The 12342-nt window shown below is 65.1% G+C and carries 12 protein-coding genes and 1 pseudogene; 2 read left to right on the plus strand and 11 right to left on the minus strand.

What is annotated here, in order from left to right; translation table 11 throughout:
* Positions 1-647 precede the first annotated feature (647 nt).
* On the plus strand, positions 648-3425 hold the full coding sequence (locus K3U93_RS14180) for a hypothetical protein (RefSeq protein ID WP_133058023.1): 2778 nt from the start codon (positions 648-650) through the stop codon (positions 3423-3425).
* A gap of 32 nt (positions 3426-3457) precedes the next feature.
* Here the strand turns inward: K3U93_RS14180 and K3U93_RS14185 are convergent, their stop codons facing one another.
* The 4 genes from K3U93_RS14185 to K3U93_RS14200 all read right to left on the minus strand — a co-directional run bounded on the left by K3U93_RS14185 (position 3458) and on the right by K3U93_RS14200 (position 5778).
* Entirely contained in the window at positions 3458-4081 is a 624-nt protein-coding gene (locus tag K3U93_RS14185) for a hypothetical protein (protein WP_042911635.1), read from the minus strand.
* Between the two features lie 131 nt (positions 4082-4212).
* Complete coding sequence (locus K3U93_RS14190) at positions 4213-4917, minus strand: MerR family transcriptional regulator (protein ID WP_080691182.1); 705 nt, start codon at positions 4915-4917, stop codon at positions 4213-4215.
* Positions 4918-5071: 154 nt separating this feature from the next.
* Positions 5072-5452 carry a hypothetical protein gene (locus K3U93_RS14195; RefSeq protein WP_083011012.1) on the minus strand — a complete coding sequence of 127 codons (381 nt, stop codon included), beginning with the start codon at positions 5450-5452 and terminating at the stop codon, positions 5072-5074.
* Entirely contained in the window at positions 5449-5778 is a 330-nt protein-coding gene (locus tag K3U93_RS14200; protein WP_071509893.1) for a PadR family transcriptional regulator, read from the minus strand. The genes K3U93_RS14195 and K3U93_RS14200 overlap by 4 nt, the downstream gene beginning before the upstream one ends.
* A 187-nt stretch (positions 5779-5965) precedes the next feature.
* On the opposite strand from K3U93_RS14200, the pseudogene K3U93_RS14205 reads away from it, so the two are divergent.
* A pseudogene (locus K3U93_RS14205) lies at positions 5966-6640 on the plus strand (phosphoribosyltransferase); the annotation flags it as partial.
* A gap of 9 nt (positions 6641-6649) precedes the next feature.
* Here the strand turns inward: K3U93_RS14205 and K3U93_RS14210 are convergent.
* The 7 genes from K3U93_RS14210 to ftsZ form a co-directional block, all read right to left on the minus strand.
* A complete protein-coding gene (locus K3U93_RS14210; protein ID WP_071509892.1) occupies positions 6650-7003 on the minus strand; it encodes a hypothetical protein in 354 nt (117 codons plus the stop codon).
* A gap of 107 nt (positions 7004-7110) precedes the next feature.
* Positions 7111-7899: a DivIVA-like cell division protein Wag31 gene (wag31, locus tag K3U93_RS14215; RefSeq protein WP_083011011.1), complete on the minus strand. Its 789-nt coding sequence runs from the start codon at positions 7897-7899 to the stop codon at positions 7111-7113.
* Positions 7900-8168: 269 nt separating this feature from the next.
* Complete coding sequence (locus K3U93_RS14220; protein ID WP_067007636.1) at positions 8169-8459, minus strand: YggT family protein; 291 nt, start codon at positions 8457-8459, stop codon at positions 8169-8171.
* Positions 8460-8604: 145 nt separating this feature from the next.
* The gene (locus K3U93_RS14225; protein WP_071509890.1) at positions 8605-9249 is read right to left on the minus strand and encodes a cell division protein SepF; all 645 of its coding nucleotides are present in this window, start codon (positions 9247-9249) and stop codon (positions 8605-8607) included.
* Between the two features lie 65 nt (positions 9250-9314).
* On the minus strand, positions 9315-10109 hold the full coding sequence (locus tag K3U93_RS14230) for a YggS family pyridoxal phosphate-dependent enzyme (RefSeq protein ID WP_071509950.1): 795 nt from the start codon (positions 10107-10109) through the stop codon (positions 9315-9317).
* A 5-nt stretch (positions 10110-10114) separates the two neighbouring features.
* On the minus strand, positions 10115-10822 hold the full coding sequence (gene pgeF / locus K3U93_RS14235) for a peptidoglycan editing factor PgeF (protein ID WP_071509889.1): 708 nt from the start codon (positions 10820-10822) through the stop codon (positions 10115-10117).
* Positions 10823-10927: 105 nt separating this feature from the next.
* Positions 10928-12079, minus strand: coding sequence for a cell division protein FtsZ (ftsZ, locus tag K3U93_RS14240; RefSeq protein ID WP_083011010.1), 1152 nt, complete (start codon positions 12077-12079; stop codon positions 10928-10930).
* Positions 12080-12342 lie beyond the last annotated feature (263 nt).

Consider the following 12342-nt stretch of genomic DNA (forward strand, 5'->3'; position numbering starts at 1 on the left):
TGATGCTGAGCAATGATTAGAGGTCTGTAGATGAGCCTCGGCGAGGCGGAACGGGCGGACCTTCCCGAGGACGATCTGAAGTCCGTTTGTCTGATCAAGGACCGGCGTCGGCGCCCTGATTCGGGAAGCTACGCCCATGCTCACGGTTGTGGCAGCGGTGCGCCCCCTCTGCAACAGCACGAGAGATCGCTACGCTTGCATCCACTGCACGCCCGATGACTCACGTCGCAAACTCGACTGGTCAGGTCAGACTCAGTTGAAAGGTCTCGACCCGTGTCGCAGATGGCCAAGTCCCCCTCGGACACAATCTTGTTAGCTGGCAGTGTCCGTAAATCAGCTCCGAACTGCATCGGAGCGGATTTTTCGTGGTTGCTTACGTCCACTCGACACCGACACGGACCCCCACAACTAACGCCGGCGGCGAAAGCACCGCCGCGAAGAACTCACCACTGCGACCACCGAGGTCGCAGGCGATCAGACCTGCCGATTAGTAACGGATTCAAGAGGACCGTGAATTGCTTCGACATGTCTCCGGACTCACCGCGATTCAATGCGCCGCGTCCTGGTGACACTGGCGGACGTAAAGGTTCAGCCGGACTGTGGTGGATAGTCTGGCGACCAAGTACCTGACAACGACGGGGAGCAGAATGGTCGCGTTGGGCGGCGGTGGTATCGCAGCCTTCGGTCTCAGGTACCAGTACCTCGTAACGGCCGAATACGTCTTGGGCTTCCTTCGAAATAACCTCGCTCTGATACCGCACACGACGCTGGTGATCGAGCCGCTGCATAGGAAGGACGATGGCAAAGACGACGATGTAGTCGACTTCGCGGTCGAGATCGACGACGAGCCATCGCACAACGTGCAGGTGAAGTCGTCCTCTGAGCCCGATGATCACCCACTGCAACCGGCTGCTGCGGGAGAAGTCTTCGACCGACTTGTGATCCACCCCGCTGAAGAGAGAATTCTGCTCACGAACAAGCCCCTCTCGCCCGTCCTGGCCGACGCGGCGATAGAGCAAACGACCTATGCGAGCCGGACGGAGTACACCTGGCCGTCGGGCCCGCAGGCACCTGTTGGAGCTGCGGAACCGCGCATCATCTTCGACTCGCGAAGCACGGCTGAGTTGTTCGACTCAATCACGGAGTTGATCAAAGGTTTCCGCGTGGAGCGTGGACGCTCGCCAGGCACCGTCACCTGCCAGCTGCTGGTCTCGATCCTTGTCGACTTCATCTTCAGCGCTGCGGCGGGGACAGAACCAAGCAGAATTTCCGCCCTCGATCTCCTCGACAAGCTCGTCATGCCGGACGCAGCGATCGCGCAAGTCGCCGGCGGATTTGATTGGGGCTTACCGATTACCAACATCCCCAACTATCTGTCGACCGTTCCCAGGCTGGGCTACCTCAATGAGATTCAAAGCCATCTCGACCTTACGAAGGAAGTGTCGACTCCTTCTCGCGTGGTGTTAGCGGGCCGGACAGGAAACGGGAAAACCGTTCTTGCATCGGACTATTGCCATATTGAAGCCATCTCGTACGCGTTCATATGTTGGGTCGACTGTCGCGACGTTGACTTCATCGAACCGCAGATCCGCAATCTGATTGAGCAGTTGAACGAGACCGTCCCAGGTGGCACGACAATCGGGCCGGTGTTCGCCGGCATCCTCGGCCGCCACCCGGGCCCTTGGTTGCTCATCTTCGATGGACTCCAAAACCGCACAGATATCGAGGAATACATCCCGTCGCGAGGTTACGGCTCGATTATCGTCGCATCCAATAACAGTCTCAACTGGTGGCCAACTGCTCCGGTTATCGAAGTGGCTGAGTTCACCGAAGATGAAGCCATCGATTGCTTTGCAGCGTATGCGGATATCGGGCCCGCAGATCTCGACCGTGCCCGCGATTCGATCCGCGAGATTGTTGTCCGTTTGGGTCTGGTGCCCTTGGCTGTGAGCATGTCTGCGATCTACTTCAAGAACACTGAGGGTCAACTCGACGAGTTGGCTTTGCAGTACTTCAGCGATTTGGAAGCGCTCGCCGACGATGCATCGATACCGCCCGGCTTCCCGTCGACGGCGTTTGCAGCTATCCAGCATGCCGCCCGCAGCTTGGCAAAAGGCACGCGAACCGGGCAGGTGTACGGCAGGTCGGCGCGGGCCGTCGTGGAGATCGGCTGTCTGCTTGCACCAGAACTGTTGCCACTCAACTTCGTTCTGCAGGCGACAGACGAATCAGTCTACGTCGATCTTGCGAACCTCCCGGTACCAACCGAGGTAGATCAAGCTGTTCGTCGGGGAGTTCTGTCTGCGTTGCGCACGCAGTCCATCGCTCAGCGAGTTGTGAACGACGGGGAAGGTAACCGCACACCCGTCAGTGAGACGGTTGCGGTCCATCCCCTCGTACACGACATTCTCCGCCGGTCATACTTGGCCGCTGTACCCCACGGCTATCTAGAGTCCCAGTGCACCGTATTCATGTACTTCCTTGTCGGGTGGCTGGGAAAGTTGCGCGACCAAGGCGAATTCTTCGCAGTCGAACAGCTTCGCGTCCACGCCGATGATCTTCTGGCGCTCATCGCGGAGAACGAGCCGTTATCATCGATGTCGAGGCAGAGTCTCCGTGTATTCACCTACGCAAAAGCACTTCTGCGCGCCGAGCTCAGCACGTGCGCAGCGAGTCGTGGCAGGCTGCAGCAGGCACTTGAACTCGGTCATGCCGCAACACAGGACCTGGCGCCGTGGCTGCATGAGCAACATGCGCGACTCATCCGAGCCAAGATTCTCAGCAACATGATCGGCGATCTATCCATCGGCGAGGCAGCCCCGGAGATGGTCTCCACACTCGTGAACCCACTCCTGGTCGCGGTTCGCGAAGCTACAGCCAGCGCGGACGAGTCGAAACGCAGGTTCGGCTACGTAATCGCCGCCGAGACCCTCAGCTACCTCAATCGCACCGATCTGCACCGCAATTCGCCGCTATTAGCCGGAGCGCGGACCGAACTCGCCGGCATCGCGGACAGTGACCCCTCTGCGAATCCTGGCGGTGCGATACAGAACAATCTCGCGAATCGTCTCTACGAGGCGGGGCAGTTTGAGGAACTCCTTCGTCACGTACTCCTATGGCGGGAAGCCAATGAGTCAATCGAAAACGGCGTGCTCCTCGACGCGTTGATGATCGTGTGCCAACTCCATACTGACGATATCGACAATGCGCTAGCCGCGACTGACGCTCTCGTCTCCACCAGCGTGCACGCCAACTACGTACTTCTATCCATGCACGAAGCCTTGAAGAAAGTTGGCCGAGAACTCCACCGGGTGATCCCTACGCTGCCCGCACATCGCGATCGTCTCCAATCCGCGCTGGAGCGCGTACTTGCGCGATACAACCAACTCAGCGATTTGTCGGGAGGAGCTCCTCCCGACAGCTAGGACACTCGAAGCACTGATAACACCCAGGATTGTCAGCCGCCGCTCAGGACTCGCAGTGCTGCGTGCCCTCGTCGTGAGTTTGTCCCCGTAGCTATCCACGATCGATGGCCAAGATCACTGAGCATCGTCCACAGCGCGGCGATACGTTTGCGGTCGCTGCCAATCATCCGAGCGCGATCACCAACCGGATCGGTCACTGCGCAGGCCAGCACTGCCGCGTCATCGAGATGGCGACCGCGATCACGCGAGTCATCCAGGTAGGCAGCGCCTTTGAGCACCAACGCGCCCAGCACGTCAGGAATGCTGAGCGTGACGGCGCCCGCGCCGGCAGTCACCTCACAGTTGACCGTCTTGCGCAGCGCCGAAGTCCCACCCGGGACGGCAAACACCTTCCGCTGCAACACCTTCGGATGAAGCTTGAGCGGAAGGCGATCGGCCACCATGACATCGACCGTCTCGCCGTCGCCAGCACCACGGACGAAACGGTGTACCGGCCCGCTGCCGACGGGTTCACGCAGGCGATATCCGAGGCGTTCCAAGTCACGCCGGACACCACCAAATGTCGCCGCTCCGGTCTCGATGTGCAGGATCATGTCCACATCACGCGTGGCGCGGGTCAGCGGCAACCCCGCCCGCACCGCATGCAGCTGCACCATCAATCCACCCACCAGCGTCCACTGCGTGCAGGGGACGGCGTGGGCGATCTCGACGAGCTGCGGCCACGGCGACGGCCATCCGCCGGCCGGGGCATCCACCTGCCAGAGCGGTCGATTCTCGGCCTGCGGACTCATCGGTCCCGTCGTCCCGACACGCGCCGGCCGGTGTCACCGGAACGAAACCGGTCGAGCAGATCCTCCAGGACACCGATCCCCGCAGCAGACTCACGGGTGTCCAGCGACTCGGCCAAGTCGACCGCCACCGCGGCCGTCACGATGTGGTCGACCGCGTAGCCGGCATCCTCAGGCACCACCCGCACGATCACGTCACCCCCCACGTCATCGATAAGCCCGGCCGCGCCGACCACGCCGGCCAAATCGCGAGCACGAACATAACCCTCGACTCGCCCATCGACAGCCGTGAGATCGAACAGCTGCGACATCGCCTCATCGTGCAATGCACTGACTCCCGAGGCCAGCAGCCCGGTATCGGTGCCCCACCCACGCATCCGAAGCACCGACGCGCGGCGACGCGTCATCCAACACAACTGCGACGCGCCGCCAGCCCGCAGCCGATGCCGCAGCCGCGACAACGCCGAGGCGTCCAGCCAATCCACACGCTCACCGGAGAGCAACGCGAGTGCCGCCCACGCCGTGGCCGGCGTCCATGGGCGCCCATTGTGGCGGACCTGGTTTGCCAGCCGATGCACCGACGCACCATCCAACAACAACGCACCGCCAACCGTCCGCGTCACCGTCAACTCCCCCGCACGGGCAAGCCGCGCGACCTGCCGCGCCGAAACCCCCAGGATCTCCGCACCTGCCACAGCCGTCATCTCACTCACACATATATAGTCGACCAGAGGACGCATTTACGCAATATATGCAGCTCAAACTCATGACGATGGCCATCGGCCGTTCCGTCAACGACCGAGTTGGAAGGTCTCAACTCGTGTCGCAGGTGGACAACTCCCCCCTCGGACACCCGCTTTACGGCCCGACGCGCCGCTTCGGCGGCGGGTAGACGGCTCTGGCGATCGTCGCCGACAGCCAGCCGATCCACCATCCCCCGAAAACCATCATGAACGTGTGCCGGGTGGCGCTGCCGGCCGCTGACGAAACCCCGGCCAGAATGACGGCCCACACGATCGCGCAACCAATGCTGTAGCCCGTGTAGGTGTTGCGGAAGTGCCGACTCATCTCGCGAATCCTCTCGATCGTGCCTGACCTGAAAAGCGATATGCGGCAGCCGACGGAAAGCGGCTCGTCGCCGAACATGTCCTCCAGCAAGGCCACCAGTTCATCGCCGTAGCGGCCACGCCAGGCCCGCGGATACCACCGCAGCACCCGCCGCGCGTCGTCGGCGTTCATAACGACCAGCCAGGGCGGGGAGCGAGCAACGGTATACCCAACCGCTGCGCGCCCTCGTTGGCGATCGCGCCCAAATCCCGCACGGCCGCGGCAAGTTCGGCGCGCCCGGCGGCCGTTAAGCGATAGGGGCGCCGCCGCTGGCTGTGTTCCAGGGGCTCGATAAGGCCGCGTTCCTCCAAGCGGGTGATCGCCCCGTAGAGAGTTCCCGGCCCCAGTTGCGCGCCGGAAAAGGCTTCGATATCGCGCGCCAACGCATAGCCGTGCTTGGGACCGGAAGCCAAACTCGTCAAGATCAAGAAACCGGGATCGTTCGGCCTGCTCGCCACACCAGCCAGACTAGTACGTTTGACGTAGTAAGGTCAAAGCCGTCGGCTTTCTGGTCAATCCTGTTCGCGCGCAACGCTATCCGGCTCGACATGACGGCGGGCCGGTCAGGTCGTCTCGGCCACTTGCTGCCACACGTAGGCTGAACGGGGGGCTGGACCGGGGGCCAGTGAGCCGGGAGTGCAGACCATGAAACCACCGAGCGGCTTCCTCCGGCGGACGGCGACGCGCACGTTCCGCGACCGGCGCGAGGCCGGTCGCGCGCTGGCCGCGGAGCTGACGTCCTATCGCGACCGGGACGGCGTGCTGGTGTTCGGGCTGGCACGCGGCGGCGTCCCGGTGGCCTGGGAAGTCGCCGCGGCGTTGCACGCCCCGCTGGATGTCTTCCTGGTCCGCAAGCTCGGGGTGCCGCGTTGGTCGGAGCTTGCGATGGGCGCGTTGGCCAGCGGCGGCGTCGTGATGAACGACGACGTGGTCTCCAGCCTGCACGTCACCGACGAGCAGGTCCGCGAGGTGATCGCCAGCGAGACGGCCGAACTCGCCCGGCGCGAGCGGGCGTACCGCGGCGGGCGCCCGATCGCCGACCCACGCGACAAGGTCGTGATCCTGGTCGACGACGGCATCGCCACCGGCGCCAGCATGCTGGCGGCCGTCCGTGCCCTACGGGCCGCCGCCCCGCGGTCGATCGTGGCCGCCGTCCCCGTCGGACCGCCGTCGACCTGCCGCGAGCTCGCACGGGAAGCCGATGACGTGGTGTGCGCGACCATGCCGCCCGGATTCGAGGCCGTGGGGCAGGCCTACGCCGACTTTCACCAGATCAACGACGACGAGGTTCGCGAACTGCTCGGCACGCCAACCCGCTGAGCGGCCGGCCTACTTGGCCGGGTCGTCGCCCCGGGCCTCGGCGGGCACCGCCGATTCCCCGGCCGCTTGGGTGACGGCATCGTCCACCGGCTCGTCGACGGCGGTGGTCTCGGGTTGGCCCTCGTCCGGGAGTTCCTCGGGGTAGTCGACGTACGCGTCCTCATCGTTGATGGCCACGTGGTCATCGTCCGCGGCGCCGGCGTCACGTCGCTGGCGTTCCCGCAGCGCGTCGATGATCAGCAGCGCCACGCCCAGGACGCTGGCGCCGATGCACACCCAGGCCACCAGCTCATTGCTGGTGACCACCGCGAACACCAACGCGACGAGCCCGATGAGGGCGAGTACCAGCGCAATGATCAGCATCGGTCATCCTCCAGCCGACGAGCGGGACCGCCAGGTCCAGTGCGGGTCTAGTGTGCCAGCCTCGGAGCCCGGCCGAGCGTCCGACACGGTTGGCAGGCTAGTTCAGACTAGTTATTGCCTCGGTTGAATTGCTCGAACCCGCCGGCATCGGCGCTGGAGTCGACGGGCGCCGCCGATCCGCGCTGGCCGAGTTCCTCGAGCTGAGACTCCAGGTAGGTCTTGAGCCGGGTGCGGTACTCGCGTTCGAAGGTGCGTAGCTGCTCGAGGCGGCCTTCCAGCACGGTGCGCTGCTGGTTGATGGTTCCCATGATCTCGGAATGTTTGCGCTCGGCGTCGGCCTGCAGGGCGTCGGCCTTCTCCTGGGCCTGACGCAGCTGGGTCTCGGAGCGGGTTTGGGCGTCGGCCAGCATCGCGTCGGCGCGTTGCCGGGCCTCGGCGACGGTGGTCTCGGCGGTGTGACGGGCCTCGCTGAGGATTTGATCGGCGTTAGCGCGGGCGTCGGCCAGCATCTTGTCCGATTCGGCCTTGGCGGTGCTGGTCAGCCGGTCGGCCGTGTCCTGGGCCAGGCTCAGAACCCGGGCGGCCTTCATGGCCTGCTCCTCGTTGGTGCCCGCCGCTGCCGCCACCGGCGCCGGCTTGGCCGGCTCTGGTTCGGGGACAGGAATCGCCTGGGTGGGCTGAGCAGCGACGGGGCCGGCGCCACCGCCGGCGGCGGCCAGCTCTCGGTCGAGCTCCTCGATCCGCTGACGCAGATCGGAGTTTTCTTCGATGAGCCGCGTCAGCTCGTTCTCCACCAGGTCGAGAAAGGCGTCGACCTCGTCTTCGTTGTAACCGCGCTTGCCGATGGGCGGCTTACTGAACGCCACATTGTGGACGTCGGCTGGTGTAAGCGGCATTGTTATCCCCTCGAGTTCCTGTCAAACGATCTGGAAAGTGTAGAACGGAGTGGTTGCCGTCATGCAACTGGCGTCCATCCTGTCACACCAGACCCGGCGGTAGCCGATTAGCCCAATAACTAAGAACCAATTTCACACATTAAGACCGATAAAATCCAAATCCTTAAAATTTTGAAATCGCGGGCGCCAAACCGACGCTAAAACGTGGCCGAACCGTCTCCGTGTTGGAAGGTGTTGGACGGTGGCTCCCGTCATGGGCCGGAACCGGCTCACGCCGCGGCGCCAAACGCCAGTTGCATGCCGATGAACGCGACGAGCAGCAGCACCATGATGGACAGGTCGAAGCGGACCGCTCCGATGGTGAGTTGAGGGATCAGCCGCCGCAGCAGTTTCACCGGCGGATCGGTAATCGACATGATGATCTCCAGGATCACCACCGTGATGCCGGTCGGACGCCAGTCACGGCTGAACGAGCGAATGAACTCCACGACGACCCGGGCGATGAGCAACAGCCAGAAGATGAACAGCGCAAACCCAAGGATCTGAAAGAACAGCACCAACTCTACAAGCCCCGACCTTGCCGATGAGATTGACCGATGACGTCAGTCGCCGCTCACGAGAGCGGCAGTCGCCAGCGTACCGACTCCAAGGTGCGGGCACACATCTCGCGTGGCCGTCGTAGAGAGCCGGACGGGGCAGATGCGCCTATTGGTAAGCGTAGAAGCCGGTTTCGGCGATCCGGCGACGCTCCTCCGGCGAGACGTCGACGTCGGCGGGCGACAGCAGGAACACCTTGGTCGCGACCTTGTCGAACGAGCCGCGCAACGCGAAGGCCAGGCCGGCCGCGAAGTCGACCAGCCGTTTTGCGTCGGCGTTGTCCATCGACACCAGGTCCATGATGACCGGGGTGCCGTCGCGGAACCGCTCGCCGATGGTGCGTGCCTCGCTGTAGTCCTTGGGCCGCAGCGTGGTGATCTTGGACAGCGGGCTGCCCTCGTCGAACAGCATCGCCATCCGGCGTGGGTCCATGGCCAGCGCGCCACGGGTGGAATTGCGCAGCCACGAGCCGAACCGCGGGCGGCCCATCTCGGGCCGGTCGAACTCGCGGGGATGAACGGGGCTGTAGCGGGGCTCCTCGCCGTAACCGCCGCGGTAGCCGCCGGGCGGCGGGTAGTCGGCGGGCTCGCCGCGGAGGTCGTCATAGTCGCGGCCGTCATAACGGCCGTACCCGTCGTCGAACCGGGGCCGCGGGAAGCCGCGGGAGGGAGCACGGTCGTCGTAGTACTCGTCGTCGTAGTCCTCCATCGGAGCCATACCGAAGTAGGCCTTGACTTTGTGCAGTGTGCTCATCGCGTAACCCTTCTAGCCCCTGGGATTTGTGGTGTCTGTGATGAAGGTGTGACTACAGTGACTACTCACGGTGACGGTAACCGCCGCGGACCCAATAGCGCGGTACCGACACGCACACATGTCGAACCATGTTTGACGGCGATTTCGAAATCGCTGGACATACCGGCGGACAGTCCCACGGCGTTCGGGTGCGATTCGAGCACCCGGCGGTGCTCCGATTGCAGCCGGTCGAAGGCTCGGTCGGGGTCCCAGTTCAGCGGCGGGATGCCCATCAACCCGACTAGCTCCAGGCTTTTCGACTCCTCGACCCGCGCGCAGACCTCGTCGACCGCGCCGGACGCCGTGATGTCGACACCGCCGCGGGACACGTCGCCGTCGAGGCTGACCTCGACGTAGGCGCGCAGCGGGTGCTGCCGGCGGCCCTCGGCCAGGGCCGCGGACACCGCCCGATCGAGCGCGGTCACCAGCCGCGCGCTGTCGACCGAGTGGGCCGTGTGCGCCCACTGGGCCAGCGACCGCGCCTTATTCCGCTGGATCCGGCCGACCATGTGCCAGTGCATATCCCGCAAGTCCTCCCGGGAGGAACTGCTTGCCAGGCGGGCGAGTTCGGCCACCTTCGCCGACGCTTCCTGGTCCCGAGATTCGCCAACGGACCGACAACCCAATCGGGACAAAATCGCGACATCGGTTGCTGGAAAGAATTTGGTAATGGGGAGAAGTTCAATTTCGCCGACATTGCGACCCGCCGCTTCCGCGGCCGCCGCAAGTCGCGAGCGCACGGCGGCCAATGCATGCGTCAATTCCGATTCGCGATCGCCCTGATTTCCCTGGTTCCCGTGGGCCGGCATGTCCACCGCCATGGCGGTCACTCCATCCAGACCAGCGACGCCAGCCGCCCGGTCGGCGCGTCCCGGCGATGACTGAACAGCGTCGGGTCGGCCACCGTGCAGCGCGGATCGACGTCGATCGACGAGACACCCAAATCCCTTAGCTGGCAAGCGATTCCGGCCCGAAGGTCGAGTCCGGCGGTGCCGGCCGCGGTGGTGGTGCGGCTGCCCGGCAATGCCGCCTCGACCTCGTCGGCCATCGCCGCGGGCACTTCGTAGTTGGCGCCGCTGACCGCCGGGCCGAGCAGCGCCGAGATGTCGCCGACCTGCGCGCCCAGCTTGAGCATCGCCTCCACCGCGCGGGCCACCACGCCCTTTTGTGCGCCGACGCGCCCGGCGTGCACCGCGGCGACTACCCCGGCGCGCGCGTCGGCCAGCAGCACGGGCACGCAGTCGGCGGTCACCACCGCCAGCGCCAGCCGCGGTGTGCCGGTCACCAGCGCGTCGGTGCCGTCGACCGCCGTGCCGCGCGGCTCGTCGACCACCTCGACCCGGTCGCCGTGGACCTGGTTCATCCACACCACCCGGTCGCCTGCGAGGCCGATGGCGGTGGCCAGCCGGGCCCGGTTGGCGGCCACCGCCGCCGGGTCGTCGCCGACGTGGTCGCCGAGGTTGAAGGTGTCGAACGGTGGCATCGAAACCCCGCCCGCGCGGGTGGTGGTCACCCGCCGGATGCGCACGCTCACGTCACCAGTATCCGGTCGCCGCTCTTGCCGAGGGTGCGCAGACGTACACCCGTGATCGGTGTGTCGTGTACAAACACGCACGCTCGCGAGGACGAAGTAAGGGGGTCAACGGCGCATGAACGGCGGCACGTCGACGTCGTCGTCGTCGCCGCCGATATTCAGCGTCGAACCGTTGGTGTGAACGGGAACGCTGACCGCGTCGACGGGCTCGAACAGCGTGGAGCTGAGCTTGCCGGCCTTCGCCGACTCGATTCGGTGCGCGCCGGTTTTCTCCCCGGCGCCGCCGCCGATGACGGGCTTGCGGCCGGGTCCGGTGGCCTCGAAGCCCGCCGCGATGACGGTGACGCGCACCTCGTCGCCCAGCGAGTCGTCGATCACGGTGCCGAAGATGATGTTGGCGTCCTGATGGGCAGCGTCCTGCACCAGCGAGGCGGCCTCGTTGATCTCGAACAGGCCCAGGTCACTGCCGCCGGCGATCGACATCAGCACGCCCTGCGCGCCCTCCATCGACGCCTCCAGCAGCGGGGAGTTGATGGCGATCTCGGCGGCCTTGAGCGAGCGCCCCTCGCCGCGCGCCGAGCCGATGCCCATCAGCGCGGTGCCGGCGCCGGACATGATGCCCTTGACGTCGGCGAAGTCGACGTTGATCAGGCCGGGCGTGGTGATCAGGTCCGTGATGCCCTGCACGCCGTTGAGCAGCACCTCGTCGGCGCTGCGGAACGCGTCCATGAGCGACACCGCGGCGTCGCCCATCTGCAGCAGCCGGTCGTTGGGGATCACGATGAGGGTGTCGCAGCTCTCCCGCAACGAGGAGATGCCGTTTTCGGCCTGGTTGCTGCGCCGCTTGCCCTCGAACGAGAACGGCCGGGTGACCACGCCGACGGTCAACGCGCCCAGCTTGCGGGCGATGCTGGCGACGACGGGCGCACCGCCGGTCCCGGTCCCGCCGCCCTCGCCGGCGGTGACGAACACCATGTCGGCCCCGCGCAGCAGCTCCTCGATCTCGTCCTTGGCGTCCTCGGCGGCCTTGCGCCCGACCTCGGGGTCGGCGCCGGCGCCCAGGCCCCGGGTGGAGTCGCGGCCGACGTCGAGCTTGACGTCGGCATCGCTCATCAACAGCGCCTGCGCGTCGGTGTTGATCGCGATGAACTCCACGCCCTTGAGGCCCTGCTCGATCATCCGGTTGACGGCGTTGACGCCGCCGCCACCGATACCCACAACCTTGATGACGGCCAAGTAGTTGTGCGGGGGGGTCATCATTCGTCTTCCTCCCTGGTGGGACTCGGTGTGTCCACCTGGCAAACCCTCAACCTCAACCATAGGCTTAGAGTTATGTCAAGTAGTTCCGCGCAACCAGAACGGTAGGGGCACGACGCGCCCTAACCGAGCAGGCGCGCCGAGGCGCGGCGCGCAAATTTTGGTCAATTTTTCGCACGGCCGTCCGACGGGCCGCCGCTCGCTACGACCCGCGAACGTCACGCCAGCGTGGCGCTCGGCGTCGGGGGACACGCCAGCGTGAC

It is taken from the genome of Mycobacterium malmoense, assembly GCF_019645855.1.
Lineage (GTDB): Bacteria > Actinomycetota > Actinomycetes > Mycobacteriales > Mycobacteriaceae > Mycobacterium > Mycobacterium malmoense.